Annotated in this window: 16 protein-coding genes; 11 read left to right on the forward strand and 5 right to left on the reverse strand. The window is 68.9% G+C overall.

What is annotated here, in order from left to right:
- Positions 1 to 16: 16 nt before the first annotated feature.
- Positions 17 to 1,981, reverse strand: a complete 1,965-nt coding sequence (locus CYFUS_RS15305) for a protein kinase domain-containing protein (protein WP_095985903.1) — start codon at positions 1,979 to 1,981, stop codon at positions 17 to 19.
- A 248-nt stretch (positions 1,982 to 2,229) separates the two neighbouring features.
- On the opposite strand from CYFUS_RS15305, the gene CYFUS_RS15310 reads away from it, so the two are divergent.
- Genes CYFUS_RS15310 through CYFUS_RS15345 form a run of 8 tightly spaced genes read left to right on the forward strand, consistent with a single transcriptional unit; the run spans position 2,230 to position 11,272 of the window.
- On the forward strand, positions 2,230 to 2,793 hold the full coding sequence (locus tag CYFUS_RS15310; RefSeq protein WP_095985904.1) for a chemotaxis protein CheW: 564 nt from the start codon (positions 2,230 to 2,232) through the stop codon (positions 2,791 to 2,793).
- A 14-nt stretch (positions 2,794 to 2,807) separates the two neighbouring features.
- Positions 2,808 to 4,169, forward strand: coding sequence for a CheR family methyltransferase (locus CYFUS_RS15315; protein ID WP_232537571.1), 1,362 nt, complete (start codon positions 2,808 to 2,810; stop codon positions 4,167 to 4,169).
- A 28-nt stretch (positions 4,170 to 4,197) separates the two neighbouring features.
- On the forward strand, positions 4,198 to 5,808 hold the full coding sequence (locus tag CYFUS_RS15320) for a methyl-accepting chemotaxis protein (RefSeq protein ID WP_095992015.1): 1,611 nt from the start codon (positions 4,198 to 4,200) through the stop codon (positions 5,806 to 5,808).
- Positions 5,809 to 5,839: 31 nt separating this feature from the next.
- On the forward strand, positions 5,840 to 6,217 hold the full coding sequence (locus CYFUS_RS15325) for a response regulator (protein WP_071899841.1): 378 nt from the start codon (positions 5,840 to 5,842) through the stop codon (positions 6,215 to 6,217).
- An 8-nt stretch (positions 6,218 to 6,225) separates the two neighbouring features.
- Positions 6,226 to 6,804 carry a chemotaxis protein CheW gene (locus tag CYFUS_RS15330; protein WP_095985906.1) on the forward strand — a complete coding sequence of 193 codons (579 nt, stop codon included), beginning with the start codon at positions 6,226 to 6,228 and terminating at the stop codon, positions 6,802 to 6,804.
- A 12-nt stretch (positions 6,805 to 6,816) separates the two neighbouring features.
- On the forward strand, positions 6,817 to 9,342 hold the full coding sequence (locus CYFUS_RS15335; RefSeq protein WP_095985907.1) for a hybrid sensor histidine kinase/response regulator: 2,526 nt from the start codon (positions 6,817 to 6,819) through the stop codon (positions 9,340 to 9,342).
- A gap of 59 nt (positions 9,343 to 9,401) precedes the next feature.
- The gene (locus tag CYFUS_RS15340) at positions 9,402 to 9,887 is read left to right on the forward strand and encodes a hypothetical protein (RefSeq protein WP_095985908.1); all 486 of its coding nucleotides are present in this window, start codon (positions 9,402 to 9,404) and stop codon (positions 9,885 to 9,887) included.
- Complete coding sequence (locus CYFUS_RS15345) at positions 9,887 to 11,272, forward strand: tripartite tricarboxylate transporter permease (RefSeq protein ID WP_095985909.1); 1,386 nt, start codon at positions 9,887 to 9,889, stop codon at positions 11,270 to 11,272. The genes CYFUS_RS15340 and CYFUS_RS15345 overlap by 1 nt, the downstream gene beginning before the upstream one ends.
- A 38-nt stretch (positions 11,273 to 11,310) precedes the next feature.
- Here CYFUS_RS15345 and CYFUS_RS54525 read toward each other — a convergent pair whose 3' ends face one another.
- Both CYFUS_RS54525 and CYFUS_RS54530 read right to left on the reverse strand, forming a co-directional pair.
- Positions 11,311 to 11,454 carry a pentapeptide repeat-containing protein gene (locus CYFUS_RS54525; protein ID WP_232537573.1) on the reverse strand — a complete coding sequence of 48 codons (144 nt, stop codon included), beginning with the start codon at positions 11,452 to 11,454 and terminating at the stop codon, positions 11,311 to 11,313.
- 35 nt (positions 11,455 to 11,489) lie between these two features.
- The gene (locus CYFUS_RS54530) at positions 11,490 to 13,442 is read right to left on the reverse strand and encodes a WD40 repeat domain-containing protein (protein ID WP_232537574.1); all 1,953 of its coding nucleotides are present in this window, start codon (positions 13,440 to 13,442) and stop codon (positions 11,490 to 11,492) included.
- A 413-nt stretch (positions 13,443 to 13,855) separates the two neighbouring features.
- On the opposite strand from CYFUS_RS54530, the gene CYFUS_RS15355 reads away from it, so the two are divergent.
- Positions 13,856 to 15,661: a M20/M25/M40 family metallo-hydrolase gene (locus CYFUS_RS15355; RefSeq protein WP_332468372.1), complete on the forward strand. Its 1,806-nt coding sequence runs from the start codon at positions 13,856 to 13,858 to the stop codon at positions 15,659 to 15,661.
- Between the two features lie 106 nt (positions 15,662 to 15,767).
- Positions 15,768 to 17,345 carry a M4 family metallopeptidase gene (locus tag CYFUS_RS15360; protein ID WP_095985911.1) on the forward strand — a complete coding sequence of 526 codons (1,578 nt, stop codon included), beginning with the start codon at positions 15,768 to 15,770 and terminating at the stop codon, positions 17,343 to 17,345.
- Positions 17,346 to 17,389: 44 nt separating this feature from the next.
- Here CYFUS_RS15360 and CYFUS_RS15365 read toward each other — a convergent pair whose 3' ends face one another.
- Positions 17,390 to 19,087 carry a CHASE3 domain-containing protein gene (locus CYFUS_RS15365; RefSeq protein ID WP_198316584.1) on the reverse strand — a complete coding sequence of 566 codons (1,698 nt, stop codon included), beginning with the start codon at positions 19,085 to 19,087 and terminating at the stop codon, positions 17,390 to 17,392.
- A gap of 280 nt (positions 19,088 to 19,367) precedes the next feature.
- Between CYFUS_RS15365 and CYFUS_RS15370 the strand changes: the two genes are divergently transcribed.
- Positions 19,368 to 21,359 carry an ankyrin repeat domain-containing protein gene (locus tag CYFUS_RS15370; RefSeq protein WP_095985912.1) on the forward strand — a complete coding sequence of 664 codons (1,992 nt, stop codon included), beginning with the start codon at positions 19,368 to 19,370 and terminating at the stop codon, positions 21,357 to 21,359.
- A 35-nt stretch (positions 21,360 to 21,394) separates the two neighbouring features.
- Here the strand turns inward: CYFUS_RS15370 and CYFUS_RS15375 are convergent, their stop codons facing one another.
- A complete protein-coding gene (locus tag CYFUS_RS15375) occupies positions 21,395 to 22,387 on the reverse strand; it encodes an alpha/beta hydrolase family esterase (RefSeq protein ID WP_095992017.1) in 993 nt (330 codons plus the stop codon).
- Between the last annotated feature and the right edge of the window lie 46 nt (positions 22,388 to 22,433).

Here is a 22,433-nt window from a genome sequence, read left to right on the forward strand (position 1 = left end):
CGCCGACGTGCCTTCCTCAGCGCTCGCGGGGAGGCACCAGCCGGATGACGAAGGGGTAGTCCACCGCCGTCGGACGGCCGTCGATCACCATGGGCTTGTAGAGGCGCGCCTGCAGCGATTGCACCACCGCCTCGTTCATGTGCGGCAGGCCCTTGATGACGCGGCAGTTCTCCACGCTGCCCTTGAGCGTGATGACGCACTTGACGATCATCACGCCCGACACGCGCGCCGCGCGCGCCTCGCGCGAGAACACGATCTCCTTGCCCTGGATCTCCACCGGACGGGGCATGCCCTCCTGGTAGGGCACGGGACCATCGGCCTTGCGCGTGTCCACCGCCGGGGCCATCGCCACCACGGGCACGGCCACCGCCGGCGTGCTCTTGGTGTCCGAGGGCGGGGGCGGCTCGGCCTCCAGCAGCACCGGCGCGGACATCGAGCCCACGGCCGCCGTCGACGAGGCGCCGCTCGAGCCCATGGCCCGCTCCACCCGGTTGGACGAACTTCCCCGGCTGGTTGCCGTGCGCACCCGCTGCATCTTCTGGGAGAACACCACCTCGCCCGAGCCGCCGGTGATGACCGTCTCCGGGTGGTAGCCGTCCAGCGTGAAGGTGAACTCGGCGGTGAAGGTGTCCTGGCCCTTGTCCTTGGGAATCTCCAGCAGCAGCGGCGTCGTGCCGCGCTCCTCTCCCTTGTAGAAGACGTGTGCTCCCGTGGGCTGGCTCATCAGCCGGAAGCGCACCACCGCATCCGCCGCGGGCTCGGCGGCGGGGGTGGCCTGGGGCGCCGCGGCGACCGCCGGCTCGCTCCGGGGCGCCGGTGCCTCCTTGAAGAGGCTCGAGGACAACAGCAGCCCTCCCGTCAGGAGCACCGCGATGCCTCCGCCCACGAGCCCTCCGATGAGCAGCGTGCGCCGGCGCGCCTTCTGGATGTCGGGCGGCACTTCCACGCTGATGTCCACCGCGAGCGTGTCTCCGCTCGAGTGGCTGTCCCCGGAGATGCCCGCGAAGAGCGGCGTCTTGTGCGGCCCGGTGGTGCTCTGTCCGCTCGGGTGCTTGAAGATGCCGCTGTGGCCGCCCGCCTCCATGCTGGCGGTGCGCAGGGCCTCCAGCAGCTCGTCCATCGTCTGGTAGCGGCGCGCCGGATCCTTCTCCATGCAGCGGCGCACCACCGCCTCGATGCCCATGGGCACGGAGATGTCCGGCCGCACGGAGCTGAACGCGGGGGGCAGCTCCTTGTGGTGGGCGAAGATGAGCTCGATGTGATCCTTGGAGACGAACGGCGGCCGGCCCACCAGCATCTGGTAGAGCACCACGCCGAGCGAATACACGTCGCTGCGCACGTCGGCTTCGTTGCGCGCCTGCTCGGGCGCCATGTACGCCGGGGAGCCCAGGAAGGTGCCGCTCTGGGTGATCTCCGGGTTGGGCGCGTTCTCCGTGACGGCGATGGACTTCACCAGTCCGAAGTCCAACACCTTGACGAGGTCCTGGTCGGCCTCGTTGAGCAGCATGATGTTGGCGGGCTTCAGGTCGCGGTGGACGATGCCCTGGTTGTGCGCCTCGCGCAGTGAACGGCAGATCTGTTGGGTGATGCTCAGTGCGCGCGCCCAGGCGATGGGACCCGACTCCGCCACGACCTGACCGAGGGTGCGGCCCTCGATGTACTCCATGGCGATGTAGTAGATGCCGTCGTCCGTCTGTCCGTAATCAATCACCGTCACCGTGTTGGGGTGGCGGAGCTTGGAGGAGAGCGAGGCCTCGCGCAGGAAGCGCTTCTGGAAGCCCGGATCCTTGCTCGTGGGGAAGTGGGGATTGAGCACCTTGAGCGCCACCACCCGGTCCAGGGGCGTCTGCTTGGCGCGATAGACCCGGCCCATGCCTCCCACACCCAGCGGCTCGAGGATGCTGAAGCGGCCGTTGAGCGTTCGCCCGATGAGGGGATCCGTCCCCGTATCACCTGGACCCTGTGAGTCGCCGGTCACCATAATTTCGTCGTGCTCCCCCATCCCGCGTCCGGGTGGGAACCATTCTTCCAGGAAGTGGAGTCAAGCCATGAAACCACAACTCCCGGAAACACGCGACTTGGGAGCGGGTGCTTGCTCGGCCCCCGTCCTCGGGGTGCTCGCCGAGGGACCAGGGGGCGAGCGGGATGCGCGGCCCGCATTGACGGGTTCGGCGTGATCGGACTACCGTTCCATCCCTCCCCCCGCGGACTCGTTCAGGCGGGCCCGCCATGGTCGACTTTCCTCCAATGACGGCTGATGCCCAGGCGAGACGTGCGTCGGTCCAGAAGCGCTTGCTGGTGCTGGAGGAGGAGATCGTCCGGCTGCGGCGGGAGCTGAGTACGCTCGGCGTGGACCAGCGCCTGCCGGGGCTCTACCTCACCGTGGAGGTGGCGGGCTCCACCGCCCTGCTGCCCGTGGAGGCCGTGCTGGAGGTGGTACGGCTGGTGGCCATCGAGCCCCTGCCGGCGGCCCTGCCCCATGTGCGCGGCACCATGCTCTACCGGGGCACGCCCGCGGTGGTGGTGGACCTGGCGGCGATGCTGGGCGTGCCGCGGGAGCCGGATCTGGACGCGCACCTGGTCATCTGCGGCGGCTCGCGCATGGTGGCCGTGCTGGTGGACCGGGTGCGCGACCTCGTCGAGTCGCCCGTGCTGGTGGAGGGGTCCGTCGAGGAGGGCGTCCCCACCGCGTGGGACAGGACGGGGCTGATGGCGGGCCTGTGCCGCACGCCCGAGGGCATCCGCCCGCTGCTGCGGGCCTCGGCCATCCTGAACGTTCCGGAGGGCGCGTGAAGGAGCCGGGGAAGGTGGAACGGCTCGATGACGCGGCGCTCGGAGGTCTGGAGTCCGTCCTGCGCGCCGAGTGCGGCATGGTGCTGGCCCCCAGCGTGCGTCGCTCGCTGGGCACCGCCCTCACGCGCGCGGCCGAGGCCCAGGGCCTGCCGCCGCTCGACTTCCTCCACCGGCTGCTGGCGCGCGACACCGGGGCGGTGGAGTCCTTCATCGGCTACGCGGTCATCGGCGAGACGTACTTCTTCCGCCACCCCGAGCAGCTGCGCGAGCTGGCGCGCGTGGCCTCCGTGCACGTGGGGCCCTTCCTCGTCTGGAGCGCCGGGTGCGCGAGCGGCGAGGAGCCCTACAGCATCGCCATGGCCCTGCTGACCGCGGGCCTCCAGCCCGAGCACATCCGCGTGGTGGGCACGGACGTGTCCGGCCGCGCCCTGGACAAGGCCCGGCAGGGCGTCTACTCGCCCTGGTCCGTGCGGCGCATGGAGCTGGCGTTGGAGCGGCGCTACCTCACCCTGCGGCCCGACTCCGTCACCGTGCCGACCGAGGTGCGGGCCCGGGTGGAGTTCCGGCGGCACAACCTCGTGACGGATCCTCCCCCCCTGTCCGGGGCCCAGGCCATCTTCTGCCGCAACGTCCTCATCTACTTCCCCCCCGAGACCATCCCCACCGTGCTCAAGCGGCTGCTCGCGGCGCTCGCTCCGGGGGGCTGGCTCTTCCTGGCGCCCGCCGAGCTGCCCTTCACCCGGGGACTGGGGCTGGAGGAGCAGATGGTCGAGGGGCTGCCCGTGCTGCGCAAGCCCCTGACGGCGGGGTCGCTCCCGGTGCCCCCCTCCGAGCCCGCCCCTGTCCGGGGGCCGTCCCGGACGCCCGTCGCATCGTTCCAGATGGTTCCGGTGGTCCACTCCCCGCCCGCCGTGGCGTCCCTGGCCGCCTCCCTGCCCGAGACGCTCGCGCCCGCGGCCCCCTCGGGCCCGCTGGTGCGCGACACCCTGGAGCAGGCGCGGGCCGCGGCGCGCGCCGGACACTTCGAGCAGGCCGAGGCCTTCGCCCGCCTGGCGGCGCGCGAGCTGTCGCCCGAGGCCTACCTGCTGCTGTCCATGGTCGCCGAGCAGCGGGGAGACGTGCGCGAGGCCGTGGCCTGCGTGCGCAAGGCGCTCTATCTGGAGCCGCAACTGGCCATCGGGCATGCCATGCTCGTGGCGTTGTATGGACAGCTGGGGCAGACCGATGAGGCGGAGCGGGCGCGGCGCAACGCGCTCCGGGCGCTGGAAGGTCTGGATGACGAACTCGTGCTGCGCGGAGTCGAGGAGATGACGGTGGGTGGGTTGCGGCGCGCGCTCGTTCCAGGAGTGAAGATGGGAAAGTCGGGTGCGCGATGAGCGCCGCTCGTTGTTCTGGGGAGGTCCCATGGACGGTAATGGCATGAGACCACTGACGATCCAGCGGCTGGACATGCGGCGGCTCAGTCTGCGCACGCGGATCGTGGCCATCACCGCGGTGTCGGGCGCACTGGTCATCGCCCTGCTCGTGGCCGCCTTCTCGCTGCAGATGCGCGAGGCGCTCAAGGCGGAGTTCACCAAGCGCGCCGTGGCGGTGAGCCATTCGCTGGCCAATCACCTGTCGGCCGCGCGGGACACGGAGTCGCTGCGGCAGGCCGCGGCCGCCGCGCTGCGCCACCAACCCGACCCCGACATGGCCTATGTGGTGGTGCGCGGCCCCGAGGGCGACATGCTCGCCCACACCGCGGTGGAGCGCCTGGTGAGCCCGGCCCTGCTGCCGCCGGTGTCCCTGAGCACGGCGCCCCGTGATTTGTACGTGGGTGGCCGGCCCGTGCTGGAGATCTCCGCGCCCATCGTCTCCTCGTGGCCCGGTGCCCCGCCGGACGCCATCGAGCGGGTGGGCTCGGTGCAGGTGGGCCTGGAGCTGAGCGTGCTGGAATCGGCCGTGTCGCTCATGGTCGTGCGCGTGCTCGGACTGGGGGTGCTCACGCTCGCCGGCTGTCTGGTGGTGGTGTCCGTGCTCTGCCGCATGCTCATCATCCCGCTCGAGCGTCTGGCACGCGCGGCGGCCGGACTCGCCGCGGGCGACCTGCGCCAGCAGATCGAGTCGAGCGGCATCGACGAGGTGGGCGACCTGGCGCGCAGCTTCGCCACCATGGCGGAGATGCTCACCAACATGCTCAAGGATCTGCGCAGCGCCGCGGCGGACATGGAGCGCGAGGCCACCAACGTGCTGGCCACCTCCTCGCAGCAGTCCGCCATGGCCAACGAGCAGGCCTCCGCCATCCACGAGACGGGCGCCACCGTGGCGGAGATCGCCCAGACGTCCCGGCAGGCCACGTCCTTCGCCGACACCGTCATCTCGGGCGCCAGCCGCTCGGACTCGCTGAGCGCCGAGGGCCAGAATGTCGTCGGCGAGAGCGTGGCCGCCATGGAGAAGCTCAGCGAGCAGGTCAAGGCCATCGCCCTGGCCATCACCGACCTCAACGAGCAGACGCTGCAGATCGGCGACATCATCACCACGGTGAAGGACGTGGCCGAGCAGTCCAACCTGCTCGCGCTCAACGCCTCCATCGAGGCGGCCAAGGCGGGCGACCAGGGCCGCGGCTTCGCGGTGGTCGCCATGGAGATGCGCACGCTGGCCGAGCAGTCGAAGATGGCCGCCAACCAGGTGCGTGCCCTGCTCGGCGAGGTGCAGAAGGGCACCCGCGCCGCGGTGATGGCCACCGAGGAGGGCAGCCGCCGCGCCCTGGCCGCCATGGAGCTCGCCCAGAGCGCCGGCGCCGCCATCAAGGGCCTGTCCGACCTCATCCGCGACTCGTCGTCGGCCGCCCGGCAGATCGCCGGCAACACGCGCCAGCAGACCATCGGCGTCGAGCAGATCGCCGTCGCCATGAACGAATTGACCATTGCCATGCAGGACAACGTGGAGGGGACCAAACGCATCGAGCAGGTGGCGGGCAACCTCTCCAACCTGTCCAGACGCTTCTCCGACCTCGTCGGGAAGTACCAACTATGACCGGGGGGCTGCTCGTGGAGGACGTGGAAGAATGAAGGTGCTTATCGTCGAGGATACGAAGACCATCACCAACCTCATCCAGGTCTACCTGATGGGGTGGGGGCTGGAGTTCTTCGAGGCGGGTAATGGCGTCCAGGGGCTGGCCCGCGCCCGGGAGGTCAAGCCGGATCTGATCATCTCCGACGTGCAGATGCCGGAGATGGATGGTTTCGCGCTGTGTGCGGCGGTGAGGGCGGATCCCATCCTCTTCTCCACGCCCTTCGTGATGCTCACGTCGCTCAAGGACGACGCGAGCCGGCAGCGGGGCCGGCTCGTGGGCGCGAGCGCCTTTCTCAACAAGCCCGTGGCGGTGGATGACCTGCGCGAGAAGGTGCGCAGCATCCTGAAGCTGCCCGCCAGCAAGTACTGAGAGGCGTCATGGTCGGCGACGAGTCACGCGGGAAGATCGACTACACGGCGCTGCGCCGCAAGCTGGACGAGGCGCAGGCGGTGCTCGAGGGAGCCCAGGTGCTCAGTCCGGAGCGCCGCCGTGAGGTGCTCGCCGAGCGCGCGCGCATCCTGGCCGAGTCACGCCAGGAGGAGCGTCGCGAGACGGTATCGGTGCTCGCCTTCCGCGTGGGCGGCGAGCGCTATGCCGTGCCCATCGACGCGGTGGACCACGTGCTGGAGGCCCGGGGCTTGTGTCCCCTTCCGGGGGCGCCGCGCCACGTGCTCGGCGCGCTGCTGTCGCGCTCGCGCGTGGTGCCGGTGCTGGACCTGCGGCAGGTGCTGGGCCTGGAAGGCGGCGGCATGTCGGACCTGGCGCGCGTGGTGGTGGTGGAAGTGGCCGAGGAGTTCTTCGGGATGGCGGTGGAGGAGGTGGATGGACGGCAGGAACTGCCCCGCGTGGACCTGTCCCAGCCGCCGCCGGGTCCCTTCACCTGGCTCACGCGCAACCGGCTGATGGTGCTGGATCTGGTGCAACTGAGCGATCCGTCCGTGGCGGGCCGGGGATAGGACGAAGGACGCATGGACCCCCGGGTACTGCGCAGTCTCTGGCCCATCTTCGCCGCGGAAACACGCGAGCAGTTGCAGACCATCGGCACGGCGGTGCTCGGGCTGGAGCAGGGCACCGCCGAACAGGCCGCCGAGCAGCTCACCGCGCTCAAGCGCGAGGTGCACAGCCTCAAGGGGTCCGCGGCCAGCCTGGGCCTGTCGGACATCGAGCAGCTGGTCCATGCCATCGAGGACGGGCTCGCGCGCTGCTCTCCGGGCCACGTGCCACCCCCGGGCCTGGTGGACTCCACCCTGCGCAGCCTGTCGGCCATCGAGGCCGCGCTCAACCGGGGCGACGCGGGCGAGCCACCCACCATCGAGGGGCTCTCCGGGCTCCTGGCGGGGCTCGGCCGGGGTGGCTTCGTGCCGCCCTCGGAGACGAAGACGCGGGTGTCGGCGCACTTCCGGCGTGACGGGCTGCAGACGCTCGAGAAGCTGGAGTCGGCGCTGGGCCGGTTGTGCTCGCCCGGGCTGGAGGATCGTCCCGGCGCCGTCTGGGAGGCGGTGGGGCTCGCCGAACTGCTCAAGGCCGCGGCCAACACCGCCGGCATCACCGCGGTGGAGTCCCTGGCGAGCTCCATCCGCGCCGGCTTCGCGCGCATGGAGGAGGCGGGAGTCGGCGCCAGCGTGGCGGCTTCGGACATCGCCGGGGCGCTGGTGCAGCTGCGCGGCTCGCTGGAGGCGCTCGCGGAGGAGACGGCCCCCGAGCCCGCCTCGGCCCCGGCGGAGCCCGAGGTGACGGCGCGCTCGGCGGCGGGCCGACGCCAGCCGGACATGGATCGGGCGGTGCGCGTGTCGGTGCGCACGCTCGACTCGCTGGCCCTGCAGGTGGAGCAGCTCGCGGCGGGCCGTGCCCAGCAGTTGCGCCGCGCGGAGGCCCACCGCGAGCTGATGGAGCAGACCAACCACGCCCTGCTGCAACTGGAGCGCGCGGCCCAGCAGCTCGCGCTGTCCGGCAATGGGGGTGGGGCGCTGGAGTCGCTGCGTGCCGGCGTGGGTCAGGTGCGCGGGGTGCAGAAGCGCTTGTTGCAGCTCTCCAAGGACACGCACCGCGAGGGCGAGCAGCTCGCCCTGGTGGCCCAGGTGGTGCGCGATGACCTGAGGGATCTGCGCATGGTGCCCGCGTCGCAGATGCTCGAGCCGCTCAAGCGCACGGTGCGCGAGCTGGCCGCGCGGCTGGGCAAGGACGTGGAGCTGGTGCTCGCCGGAGGGGACGTGCGCATCGACCGGCGCATCGTGGACGTGCTCAAGGATCCCCTCCAGCACCTGGTGCGCAACGCCCTGGACCACGGCCTGGAGTCCACCTCCGATCGCGTGGCCGCGGGCAAGTCCCCCCGCGGCATGTTGTCCGTCCGGGTGGAGCCGCGGGGCACGCGCCTGGCGGTGGTGGTGGAGGACGACGGCGCGGGCCTGTCCCCGGAGAACGTTCGCGCCACGGCGGTGCGGCGCGGGCTGCTCGGCGAGGCCGAGGCCGCCAAGCTCACCGACATGCAGGCCGCGCGGCTCATCTTCGAGCCGGGCTTCTCCACGCGCGAGCAGGTGACGGAGACGTCCGGCCGGGGCGTGGGCCTGGACGTGGTGCAGAGCACGGCCACGCGGCTGCAGGGCGCGGTGGACGTCTCCTTCTCCCCGAGAGAGGGCACGCGCTTCACCATCGATCTGCCCCTCATCCTCGCGGGCGCGCTGGGGCTGCTGGTGCGTGCCGGCACGTCGGTGGTGGCCATTCCCTCGGACGCGGTGGAGCGCGTCCTGCGGTTGATGCCCGCGGACGTGGGCACGGTGGCCGGACACGTGGTGGCGCGCGTGGAGGACGAGCAACTGCCCTTCCACGCGCTCTCCACGTCCATCCACATGCCGCGGCTGCCCCTGGCCATCGAGTCCGGCAAGCCGCAGACGGCGATGGTGCTGGCGCTCGGCGGCGTGCGCGCGGTGTTCGCCATCGACGCGGTGGTGGGCCAGCAGGAGATTGTCGTGCGCTCGCTGGGCCCGCACCTGCGCGGCGTGGCGCACCTGGCCGGAGCGGCCGTGCTGGACGACGGCAGCGTGGTGCCCGTGCTCAACGCGCCCGAGTTGTTGCGCGTCGCCGCCGCGCCCGTGGTGCTGCGCGCCGCCACCGAGACGCGCCGCCCGCACATCCTCGTGTGCGACGACGCGCTCACCACGCGCTTCGCCATCAAGTCGCTGCTGGAGATCGCCGGCTACTCGGTGGTGACGGCCGGTGACGGACAGGAGGCGCTGGGCATCCTCGAGCGCACGCCCTGCCAGCTCGTGGTGAGTGACTGGCAGATGCCGCGGCTGGACGGCATCGGCCTCACCCGGCGCATCCGCGCCCACCCCAAGCTGTCCAACATCCCCGTCATCCTGTGCACCTCCCTGGACAGTCCCCAGGAGCGTGCCGCCGGCCTGGAGGCGGGCGCGGACGGCTACCTCGTCAAGCGCGAGGTGGAGCGTGGCAAGCTGTTGGATCTCGTGCGCCAGCTCCTGCCCACGAGCGTATAGACAGGCAGGAACGTGGTCCTCCTCGGTGGGGGGTAGTCGCGCGCGGCTACCGGATTGAAATGAAAAAACACAACCTGCGACACGGGCACCTGGCCGAGGTCTGGGGCGATACGGTCGATCTGCGGCACCTGGCGTGGTCCATCGGGATCGGACTCGTCGTCAGCCTGGGCTGCTTCCTTCTGGCCAGTCATCTCCTGGTGGACCGGGTCGGCAGTGCCGCGCTCGCGCGTGCCTACGCGATGCTGGCGGGTCTGGCCGGCTGCGTTCTGTCCGGTGTCATCTGCGGCGCACTGTTCCCTCCCAAGCGAGAGGTGGTGGAGGACGGGGGGGCCGATCCCTCGTGGCGCCAGGAGGTGCTGAACGAGCTTGCCGCGCAGTCCGGTGGACTCGGAGCGGTTGCCGAGCTGCCGCCCGCGGTGGTGGATGAGATGAAGGCGCTGCACATCTACGAGCTGTTCGCGAACGCCCAGCCGGTCGTGCCTGACGCCACGGTGACCCCTTCGGGGATGCCCCAGGCCGTACCCTCGGCGAAGGAGGAGCGGTAGTGCAACCGGACCTCCTGAATCAGATCCTGATCGCCGCGGGAATGGGGCTGCTCGGTGCGGTGGTGTTCGCCGCCATCGGATTGATCTCCGGGACGGACGAGACGACGACGCTCGCACCGCCGACCCTGCTGGTCGCGCTGCTGGGCGTGCCGCCCGTGGGCGTCTTCACCTTCTTCCTCGCCGGAGCGGTCGCCAAACACATGACGCATGCGGTCCCCACCGCGCTGCTCGGCATTCCCGGCGACACCACCGCCATTCCCCTGCTGCAGGACGCCAACATCCTGCGCAATCTCGGCGTGCCGCACATCGCGCTGCGCAAGATGGTGTCTGGGGGGCTCCTCGCCGCCTTCCTGGCGGTGCCGCTGGCGGTGTTGTTCGCCGTCCTGCTCGCGCCCTTTGGGGACACCATCTCGAAGTCGGCGCCGTGGATCTTCGTGACGGCCGCGGTGCTGATCGCCTACCTGTCTGGCGGCCGTTGGGCCTCCGTGATCACGCTGGTGCCCTTCGTCCTCGTCATCGTGGCATTGCAAGCCTTCACGGCCAGCCGCGGCGTCAAGCTCAGTGTGAGCTACTTCCTCGGAATCGCCATCGGCCCGCTGGTGGCCGACCTGTTCTCGGTGCTCTCCCCGCTCGAGGGGCCGCGCATGCGGCGCGACCGCGTCCGGACGTTCTCGCTGGCTCCGGACGTGAAGAGCTGGTCGGGTTATTTCCCCAACCCGTTCAAGGTGCTCGATGCCACCCAGACCCGCTGGACGCTCGCCGCCGCGGCGGTGTCCAGCGCCACGTTCGTGTTCAGCCCGGTGGCCATGACGGTGGTGATGGGCGAGGCCGTGGGCTCGCGCATCAAGCATGCGTATCACCGGCTGACCACCGTGCTGGCCACGCGCAATGGTGTGACCGAGGCCACCTACATCGCGGAAGTGCTGATTCCGCTGATCGCCTTCGGCCTGCCCTTGAGTCCGGTGGCCGCCGGCCCGGCGGCGCCGCTGTTCAACGCGCCCCCACGGTTCACGGTGGATACCGCCACCGGGCAGACGCACAACCTGCACGACCTGCTCAGCCACTGGGAGTTTCTTGGCTACGGCATGCTGTCCGTGGTGCTGGCGGCGCTGGTGTCGTACCCGTTCGCCATGAACCATGCGCGGCGGGCGGCGTTGTTCGTCTCACGCAAGGTGAGCCACGAGGCCATCATCGCCACCTTCGTCGGCCTGATCATCGTCATCAGTGTCTGGGAAGGTCAGCTCCTGGGGCTGCTGGTGATCCTGACGATGGGACTGCTCGGTGGGCTGTTGTCTCGCACCCTCGGCTTCAATACGGGCGTGCAGTTCATGGGCTACTACACCGCGGTGCTCACCGTGCCCGCGTTGCTCAAGCTGTTCACGTGAGGCCCGCACGAGAAACCCCGTCCGCTCAGGCTCCTGACTCAGCGGCTCTCGGGCCGGAAGCCCCTGGGCCATCGGGTCTTCGCGTCGTGCTTCACCTCCTTCATGTCGGAGGGCAGTCGCGCCCCGCGCAGGTCCGCTCCACGGAGATCCGTGTGGAACAGCCGGGCTTTCGAGAGGTCCACCTCGCGGAGGTCCGCGCCGTCGAAGCGGGCCCCGCTCAGCCTGGCCAGGGAGAAGACGGTCCGGTAGCACTTCGCCCGGGAGAGGTTCGCCTCGCGTAGCTCCGCGCGTCGGAACTGGGCTTCGCGGCGGACTTCGCCTCGGCCTCGAGCAGGAAGGGAGCGCCCTTCTCGGCCTTCTTCCTCGCCAGGGTCTCCACGACCACGCTGCCGTCCGGGCCCACGTAGGCCACCCCATCGCCGAGCATCGCGATGGGCCGCGCCTCCTTCTCCAGCGTCTGGGGCCGGACGTCTTCCTCCTCTGGCTCGAGCCAGCGCGCCTTCGCCGGGTTGGCCACATCCGCGAGGAGCAGCCGCCCCAGCGAGTCGGCCACCGCGACGCGCGTGTCCCCCACGAAGGCCACCTGCCCCAGCCGCACCTCGCGACGTTCGAGCCGGCTCAACGTCTCGCCGCTGCGTGGATCCACCAGGAGCAGCGCGCTCTCCGCGTCGGCGTTGTTGTCGCTGCCGTCCACGCTGACCGCGATCCAGCCGCGCGGGGAGACCGCCAGCCCTCGCACGATGGTGTCCGACCCATCGCTCGCCAGGGAGATGTCGCGTACCACCTCCGGTGACTTCCCCATCCGCCACAGGTGCAGCGCGCTGTCCGCGGTGACCAGCCACGCGTCCTTCGGGCCGAAGGCACACGCGCTCACTGGCGCCTCGTGCGGCAGCTCCGCCCGGAGCAGGCCACGCTTCAGTACCCATACCTGGACGCTTTCCTGAGCCGGCGCGGCGAGCAGCGTCTCGTCCCGGGAGATCGCGAGCGGACCCGAGGCGTAGGTGGAGAGCCGAAAGGCCTCGCGCGCCTTCGCGTCGAGCGACTTGCCGACGAAGATGGACTCGTAGTCGAGCCGCACCAGCAGGCCGGACGAGAGGCCCTTGGCGTCCGTGGGAGGGAAACCGGCTGGAATCTCCGTCCGCTTCCCGGTGTCGAGTTCCCAGGAGACGCAGGAGTCGTTCGATGTGGCCACGACCGCGCGCGGGGTGAGGGCCAGTCCGAGAATTGGCGCGGGCGCGGCGTCCCCTCCGCCGTGCGACGTTCCATCCTCCGCTGTCCACACGCTCAGCGCGCCCGGGGTGGAGCCGGTGGCGAGCCACCGACCATCGGGAGAGAGCGCGGTGACCGAACCTTGCGCGTGCCGCCTGGGCACGTGGATGACCGGTCCCTCGTCACCGTCCGGGACGCTCCACGAACGCAGCAGGTGCTCGTTGCCGAGCGAGAACGCGCGCTCGCCGTCCGATGAGAAGGCGACCCAGCGGCAACCGGCGCCTCCCCCCGCCTTGAACGTGTGATGGGCCACGAAGCGCGACACCGGCTTCAGATCCTCCACGCCCCACAGCTCCACCTTACCGGTGCCATGACCGACGAGCAGGTGCTTCCCCGTGGGTGAGAAGGCGAGGGCGAGGACCTTGGTACTGCTCCGCTTCGCCCGCTCCTTGCCGGTACGTGCGTCGAACAGCCGGACGATTCCCTTCGACGACCCGGTCGCCAGCAGCGTTCCATCCGCGCTGAAGGCGACGGAGTGGAGGGCCCCGTCCTTCTCGCGGAGGGTGTGGAGCACGGTGGTGCGGCTGGCGTCACGGACCAGCGCCTCGGACCCTTCGATGCTGACGAACACGGAGCGGTCCGGGCTCATCGCGGCCAGATGGAGGCCCTGCGTTCCCTCGAGCGTCCACTTCGCCTTCCCACGGGAAGAGAGCCGGCGGATGTGCCCCCACCATCCGAGCAGGACGTCGCCACCCGGCAGCGCGTGGACCACCCGCCAGCGTCCGTTGAGTTCCCGCTGCTCGGCCACCGTGCCGCGCGCCACGTCGAAGGACACCAGCAGGGAGGTGTCTTCGCCGGGGAGGATGGCCCGCAGGACGCGCGAGTCCGGAGAGAAGTCGAGCCCGGCGAACTCCCCCGGGGCGTTGAAGGGCGTGGTGCCATAGGCACGTCGGGCGGTCATGGCTCAAAGGATGCCAGAGAATTCCAGGAAAGGGTGTCAGTGCGTGTGCTGTTTGAAGGAGTGCTCCATGATCCCAAGAAACCAAAACCAGGAAACCAAAAAAGACATGGGCTCGTGCCAGTCTTCATTCACATGTTTCAAGAAGCGAGAGATAGGGGTCTAATCAGACTTCAATCCCTCTGAAGTGTATGAACTCACGACAGTGAATGAGAGCAGGCGAAACCCAGCGTTTTTGATGGGCCTGGCTTGTCTTGTGTAAATGTTGTTTACATTCTCGTGCGCGGGCGCTGCCGCACCCATGCTCCAGTGAGTCTTCAGCGGGAGGAGGACATCATTGAAGTTCTGATGAGTTGGGGAATCGGCATGCATCCTGCTTTGCGCACACTCCTCTCCCGGAGGAGATGTGCATGAGAATGAGCAGGTTGGGTTCGGTGGCCGTGTGGCTCGCATGTGCCACGTCCGCGTTCGCGAAGGCTCCACAAGAGAAGGAGGTGTGGATCACCCTCGGCACGGACGCGTTGGAGCCGGTGCGCGGCGCGTTCCAGGGCCAGGGCCTGACGCTGGCCGCTCCTACGTTCCAGAAGGGCGGTGTGGCGGTGCTGCGCATGCGCGAGTCGCAGGTGGCGCAACTGGCGCGGGCGATGCACGACAAGCTCAACCGGTGCGCGGGTTTCGTCACCCATGACTCCCAGGCCGAGGCGTTCGCGGCGGTGGAGTCCGACGGCGCTTCCCAGTCTGCCCAGTTGGTGGCCTCGCTCATCACCTACGACATCAACAATGCCCCCTCGGTGAATGCGCTGCTGGACGAAGTGCAGGAGACGGAGATCCGGGGCACCATCAACTCGCTGTCCACCAACTGGACCAACCGCTACTACGACGTGCAGTCGGGAGCGGATGCGTCCACCTGGCTCGAGAACAAGTGGAAGACGATCACCGCCGGGCGCTCGGACATCACGGTGGAGCTCTTCCCCCATTCCTGGAAGCAATCGTCCGTCATCGCCACCCTCCAGGGCACCACGCTGCCCGACGAGGTGGTGGTGATTGGTGGCCACCTGGACTCCATCAACTTGAGCGACCCCACGACGGGCACGGCGCCGGGCGCGGATGACGACGCGTCGGGCGTGGCCTCGGTGACCGAGGTGCTGCGCGTGGCGGTGCTCAAGGGCTACAGGCCGGCGCGCACGGTGAAGTTCATGGCCTACGCGGGCGAGGAGGTGGGCCTGTTGGGCTCCAAGGCCATCGCCAATTCGTTCAAGAGCAGCGGCGTGAACGTGGTGGGCGTGTTGCAGTTGGACATGACCAACTACAAGGGCAACACGTTCGACTTCGGACTCGTGGTGGACAGAACCAACGCGGCGCTCAACACGCAGATCAGAAACCTCGTCACCACGTACCAGCCGGGGCTGACCGTCGTCAGCGCCGGGTGCGGCTATGCCTGCTCGGACCATGCCTCGTGGACCAGTGCGGGCTATCCGGCCTCGATGCCCTTCGAAGCCTCGCTGAGCACGATGAACCCGAAGATCCACGGGGCGGAGGACACGCTGGCGTTCATGGGGGGCACGGCGGCCAACTCGGTGAAGTTCGCGAAGCTGGGCGCGTCCTTCGTGGCCGAGCTGGCCAAGGGTGCCACCGAGGGCAACACTCCTCCCCCGACGAACGGTGGAGGTGAAGATCCGGGCGGTGGGGGATCGCTCAACACCGCGGTCTTCGACGCGACGTACAAGGCACCCCGTTGCGCCACGGCGGGCCCGGATTGTGACTCGGGTGCTCTGCTCGACGGCCGCGCTGGCCTGGGCCCCGAACTGAACACGCCCAACACGCTCAACGCGGGCTGCGCGGACGGCACCTCGGGCAGCTACCACGGGGATGAGTCCATCGATCGCCTCGAGGTGAGCACCACGGATGGGACGACTCTGGCCGCGGGCAAGACGGTGAAGATCGAGGCCACCGTGTATGCCTATTCCACCTCGGCGGACAAGCTGGACCTGTATTACACGGGGGACGCCGCGAGCCCCTCGTGGACGTTCATCGGTACGTACAGCCCGAGCAGCACCGGCACCACCACCCTCTCCGCCACGTACACCCTGCCCGCGGGCGGTGTGCAGGCCATTCGCGCGAACTTCCGCTACAACGGGAGCAACGACACCAACAGCACCGCGTCCATCTGCAGCAGCGGCGCCTACGACGACCACGACGACCTGGTCTTCACGGTGCAGTGAGTCCCGATTCCCTTTCCTCGCCAGCATTGCCCTCCGAACGCATTTCCCCGTCATCGGAGCGGTGTGTTCCAGCCGTTGAGTCTCTCACCCTTGATAAGGAGTCCCCATGCGCCATTCCCTGTTCGCCGCTTGTGTTTCGCTTTCGCTCGGTGCCTGTGGAGGCACCACACTCCCCGAGCCCACCGGGGATGAAGCCACGCAAGTCCTTGCCCCGGATCTTCCAGCGGATGTCCGCTCCGCGCTCGCCGCGCTGCCCTCCGCGCGGATCATCGGCGCGCACGAGGACGGGATGCCCTTCATGATTCGGGGCGATTTCGGCCGGGCGAGTGGCTCTGTGCGCGAGCCCCTGGCCGCCATCGCTCCGGTGTTCCGTCTGCGGGCCTCGGACCTCGTCGTGCGGCGAAGCTCCCGCGACGAGCGGGGCCACACCCACGTGCGTTATTCGCGCACCTTGAATGGGCTGCCCGTGTTCGGCGAGGAACTCATTGTTCACCTGGATGAGCTCGGGCGCATCTACGCGGCCAACGGCTCGGCGCGTGGTGGAGAGGCCGTGGCGCTGCCCGCCCAGGCGAGGTTGTCGCGCGAGGCCCTCGAGCATGCCGCGCTCGCGCTCGTTCCGGGCGGTGAGCGGGTGTGGGGCGAGCCCCGGCTCCAGTACGCCCGTTCCAGCACGGACTCGCGGCTGAAGCTGGCCTACGAGCTGGTGGTGGAGGACGCGTCGGGCGGCGGGCGCGTGCGGGAGCACGTGTTCATCGATGCCCTGGAGGGCACCCTCGTCCTGCGCTTCTCGGACCACCACGAGGCGGTGGACCGTGTCATCTACTCGAGGGCGAACAGTGGCAACGTGCTGGTGCGCCAGGAGGGAGAGGTTCCCACGGGCGATGCGATCGTGGACGTGGCCTACGACAACCTGGGCCGCTTCTACGATTGCTACCAGAGTCTCTTCTCCCGTGACTCGTATGACAACGCGGGCGCGCCGTTGCAGGCCAGCGTCCACTTCCTGCGCAATTACGGCAACGCCTATTGGAATGGCTATTCCCAGATCATGTGCGGCGATGGTGATAGCAGCATCAGTGCTCCATGCTCGGACCCGGACATCATCTTCCATGAGATGACCCACGCGGTGACCGGTGCCGAGTCCGGCCTCGTCTATACGGGTGAGTCCGGTGGCCTCAACGAGTCCATGTCCGATATCGCCGCCGTCTTCTGCTCGAGCTGGGAGACGGGCTGGTCCACCGGGCCCGACATCTGGAAGCTGGCCGAGTCCTCCTGGACGCCGGCCACCGCGGGGGATGCGCTGCGCTACCTGGATGATCCGCGCAAAGACGGCCGCTCGCTGGACTACTACCCCGACTACACCTCGAGCACGAGCGTGCACTACAGCTCGGGTATCAGCAATCTGGCCTTCGCGCTGTTGTCCAAGGGAGGCCTGCACCCGCGGGGCAAGACGAGCGTCACCGTGGCGGGCATCGGCGTGGAGCAGGCGGCGCGGATCTTCTACAAGGCGGGCACGGACTACTTCACGGCGAGCACCACGTTCGCCCAGGCGAGGGCGTACACCGAGCAGGCCGCGCAGGATCTCTCCTACTCCACGGGCTCCGTGACGGCGGCCTGGGAGGCGGTCGGCGTGGGCCTCACACCTCCTCCTGCCCTCGCGGCGGGGGGTGCACCCCGTTCGCGCTGAACCGGCCAGTTGCGGCAACCCGGTGGGCTCACTCCTGAGCCCGCTCAGGTCCGGGGCATCCGTACGAGGAAGGTCGTCCCTTCTTCCTTCGAGGACTCCACGTCGATGTGGCCACCGTGCGCCATGACGATGTGCTTCACGATGAAGAGCCCCAGACCAATGCTTCGGCTGCCCTTGTCCTTGGGGGGGGAACCTCGCTGCATGGGCTCGAAGAGCCGCGAACGCAGCTCGGGAGGGATGGGCTCCCCCAGGTTGTGGATGGTGATCACGGGCTCGTCGCTGCTTCCGTGTACCGCCACCTGCACTGGGGTGTCCGGGGGGCTATAGGCCAGAGCGTTACACAGCAGGTTGGAGAGCACCTGGGCGAGCCGGTCTCCATCCCACTGGCCCCACCCGTCTCCCTCGAGATTCAACTTCACCGTCCTGTCCGGATGAGCCAGCCGCACCTCCTCCACCGCATGGTGGGCCAGTTCGTGGAGGTTCACCCGCCTGCGGTCGATGGGAATGCGGCCCAGCCGGGCCTGCGTGAAGTCGAGGAGGTCTCGAATCATCCGGGTGGCGCGCTCGGCGACGGAGTGGATGCGGACGACGGCCTTCGTCGTCTTCTCGTCCAGCTCGCGGCGTAACAACGATGCCGTGGAGAGGAGGATGGCGTTGAGGGGAGTCTTCAGATCGTGAGACACGATGCCGACGATCTGCTGCGCGAAGTCCGCACGCTGCCGCTCCTCCTCCTGCTGGCGCGTGTACCGGGTCACATCCCAACTGATGCTCAACACGGAGCCCACCTGTCCGCGTGCGTCGCGCTCGGGAACGAAGCGCGTCTGGAAGCAACGTTCTCCGCGCGAGTTCCTGAAGGGGACGACCATCGTCCCGTCCTCGCCCGCGAACGCCCTGTCGAGTGTCGCCGCGCAGAGTGTCTCCGCCTCGGGTGACAATCCCAGCTCATGAGGGGTCCGGCCCAGCAGTGCGTCGGGCCCACGGTCCATGGTGTGGCAGGTGGCTGGGTTGGCATAGATGAGCCGACGCCGTGGGTCGAAGCGCGTGACGAGGTCCGGGCTGTTCTCGGTGAGGCGGCGGAAGCTCTCCTCGCTTTCACGCAGGGCTGACTCCGTCAGGGCCTGCCGACGGTAGCCCGCCCAGGCCGAGCCACCGACCAGGGCCAGGGCAACGCATATCGAGAAGATGAAAAGCCGCAACTGGTGCCCGCGGTGTTGCGCCTGTGCCGCGAGCACCGTCAGCAGGTGTCGCTCCTCCTGGTTCATCTCCTGGAGAACGCCGCGGACCTCGTCCATCGTTCTCCTGCCCAGGTCCGTGCGAACGATGGCCAGGGCCGCTTCCTGGCCTCCCGCTTGCCGTCGGAGGTGGATGGTGCGCGCGAGCTCCTCCATCTTTGTTCTGACCAGGGGCTGCAGCCTCTCGACGCGTTGCCGTTGAGCGGGGCTGTAGTCGGCGAGCTGCTTCACCTCCGAGAGGGCTGCCCGGTACCTGTCCAGGGCGTGCCGGTATGGGGTGAGATACGACTCGTTGCCCGTGACGAGAAAACCACGCTGACCTGTTTCGGCATCCACGAGGATGCTCTGAAGGCGCTCCGTCGCGAGTTGAATGTCCTGGGTATGCTTCACCCAGGAGTCGGCTTCGATGAGACTTCGCCAGGAACGGTTGGAGGCCCAGAGGAGGAGCGCGAGGAGCAGACTGGCGACAAGGGCCAGTCCGGCCGGCTGAAGCGGCTGCTTACGTCTCATCGAACGGGTCCCCCCGAGGGCACTGGCACGACAGGCCGAAGGTGTTGGCACTGCCATTCGTCATCAGCACCTCACCGGGCACTGGCATGGACAACGAATGGGCAACACCCTCCTGGCTCATCCCTATTCTGAGGTGTCGGGAGGGAGGCGGGCGCCCCCTCGTCCGTGCCTCGATTCTCGAGGGTTCCCCTCACGAACGAGGGGCAGGGGGCGAGGGAGAGCTCAATCGCCCTGCCTTGGCCGAACCCATGAGCCCATTCGGTGTGGCAGTTTACGCGTCATGCCCCGTACCCAGACTCCCAAGAAGGTGGATGTCGCCGCGCTGATGAAGAAGGCGGACCGGTTGCTCGACGAGTCGCCGCCCGAACTGGAAGAGGCGATTCCGCTCCTGCGCCAGGTGATTGCCGCCGAGCCGGACCACCTGCGGGCGTTGCACTCCCTGAACTGGGCGTTGGACCCGACGAGGCGCGGAGATCCTCTCCGATGGGAGCGTGAGCTCAAGGCCGAGCACTGGCGGATCCGCGACCACCTCCTCACGCTGACCCGGGGCACGAAACCCGGCGGAAAGCTGACGGATGCCCAGCGGGCCCGCTCCCTGGCGCTGAGCCAGTGGGCGGAAGAGGTGGTGAGGGGCCATCCCACTCCGGCTCAGCTCGATCAGGTGGAGTCCGCACTGGATGAAGCCCATCGCCTGCGGGAACTCGTGGATCATGCTCGTGCTCGCCGGGGACTCGAGGCCTGGCGCCTGCTGACCGGGGAGAAGCCGGGGAAGGGGTACCAGGAGTTGCTCGCCCGGGTGGAGGAGTCGCCGGGGCTGCGAGCCTTTGACGTGGAGGGTGACGACGATCCGCTCAACTTCCAGGGACTGGAGGGGGCGTTCTCCGATGGGGGCTTTCTCGCGTGGCTGCGCGAGCGGAAGCCCGCGGCTCGTCCCAAGGGACAGAAGGGCAAGGCGCTGGATGAGGGACTCCTGCTCGCGGCGGGGCTGGATGCCTCGCCTCACTTCGGTCCCGGCTTCGTCAGCGGCGGGCGGGTGGGCCGGGTGCTGGCCCTGCGAGCGCTGGGTGCGAACCTGGAGGCGCGAGACAGCGACAAGCGCGGCGCTCTCCATCTGGCCGCGATGGTGGACGACGCGGCGCTGGTGCGGGAACTGCTCCGCCTGGGGCTCTCACCGCTGGTCTCCGATGACACCGGGGCCACGCCCCTGCACGCCGCCGCCGAGCATGACGGTGTGTCCTGCATCTCCCTCCTGGCCCGGGGCGGGGTGCCGGTGGACGCGCTCGACAGCGACGGCAGGTCGGCGCTCTTCAATGCACGGCAGCCGGAGGTGGCCAGGGCGCTCCTCGACGCCGGTGCCAACCCCAACGCTGGCAAGGGCTGGACGCCGCTGCATCAGCACGCGCGCTTCAAGGAGCGTGGGCCGGTCATCGAGGTCCTGCTCCAGGCGGGGGCGGATACCACCCGTAAGTCCTCGGAGGGGAGGACCCCCGCGCAGGAGGCGCTGGACGAGAAGAACCCGCACCTCGCCCAGCTCATGGGCGCGAAGGCTCCCTCGGGCAAGGGCGGACGCCTGGACGTGCGGCCCCTGCTGGACGCACTGGGCAGGCGGGGGACGGCGCTGCTCGAGGCCTGGTACTTCGAGGACGAGGACGTGGCGTCGGTGGAGCGCGTCCTGAAGAGCCTCGTGCTGGGGGGCGCGACCTCCTGGGATCAGGCCGCGGCGGAGCTTCGGGGCGAGCGGCCCTGGGTGGCCATGGCGGTGGTGGATCTCGCCCGCGCCGTCCTTCCACCCGAGCAGAAGGTGCCGTCCTTCTCCAAGGCTCCCCGCTTCGTGCGGGGGGACCTCACGATCCAGGGCGACGTGGACCTCGCCGGGCCGCTGCTCGTGACGGGGCACCTGAAGGTGGAGGGAGTGCTTCGCAACGCGGGCCCGGAAGGACTGCTGGTGGTGGGTGGTTCATTGCGTGCCACCGGAATGGACACGAGCGGTGAGGTGGTGGTGGGCGAGGACGTGGAGGCCCAGGTCGTGTGGGGCCATGGCAACGATCACTCGCTCCGGGTGGGGAGGGCCTTGAAGGCGGAAGTGGTCATCGAGGATGACCACGACGTCCAGGCCCGGGTGAAGGCCAGGCACCACTTCGAGAGTGGCGGGTTCGACGCCTCGGATGCGGCGCTCGGGAAGGTCTTCGCCCGCGGCGCCTTCTCTTCCGACGGGCTGGACAGGGACAAGCTCTTCAACCTGTTGCGCAAGGGCAGGTCCGTGCTGGCCTGACGCGCTCGGGCCGGAAGCCCCTGGGCCACCGGGGATCAGCGCGTGTGCTGTTTGAAGAAGTCCCACATGAGGGTGGTGGCATCGGGACCGGAGGGATCGGAGAACAGGTAGGCGGGGTCACCGCCGGGCCAGGCGTGACCCATGCCCTGCATCTCATACTTCTGGACCAGCAGACGTCCGGCATAGACGTAATCCTTGACGGTGTAGGCGCGGCCTCCGGGTACACCGCCATTGCGGACCTGGGTGGGACGGTAGGGCACGCTGTCGTTGTCGGCACCGTCATCACCGTAGTCATTGGTCTGCAGGAGTTGCCGGACGGCCTGCTCGCCGTTCGTCGGGTTGACGACGTCATCCTCGGTCCCGTGGAGGACGAGCACGGGGATCTGCCTGCGCGGCTTGCCCGAGCACGCCCAGGCGTCACGGCCGCGATCATCGGGGTTGTAGATACTGCCAAAGAGCATGGCGAAGGCGCTGCCGGAGGCGGTGGTCGCCGCCTTGTACATCGCCCCCGCTCCCACCATGCCGGCGGCGAATACATCCGAATAGCAGGCGAGCAGGATGCCGCTCATGACCGCTCCGGCGGAGACTCCCCCGACATACACGCGGCGCGCGTCCACCGCGTACTGGCTCTTCACCCAATCCACCATGCCCACGATGAGGGAGGGCTCGCCGATGCCGCGCTCCATGTTGGTGGCGATCATGAAGTTCCAACATTGTGTGCCATTGGAGAGCGTCGCCTGGTTCGGGTAGAGGACCAGGAACCTCTCCGCGTCTGCTTTCTGGTTCAGACGCGTGAGGCCAGCGAACTGATCCGGATTCTGGAAACATCCATGCAGTGCCACCACCAGGGGAAGTTCCTCGCCCGGCTGATATCCGGTGGGGACCCAGAGCTGGAAGCCTCGGGCGCCCCAGGAATTCGCGTAGTAGCCATGCACCCAGGCGCCGGCATGGGCCGGGGCCGCGGACAACGCGAAGAGCACGAGCAGCAATGCACCGACGCGCACGAATGCGCCATGACTCCGCTTCATGGTCATCTCCTTGCTTCCTGCTTCAGTGTGGGCACTTCAGTCGGTG

The organism is Cystobacter fuscus, from assembly GCF_002305875.1.
Lineage (GTDB): Bacteria > Myxococcota > Myxococcia > Myxococcales > Myxococcaceae > Cystobacter > Cystobacter fuscus_A.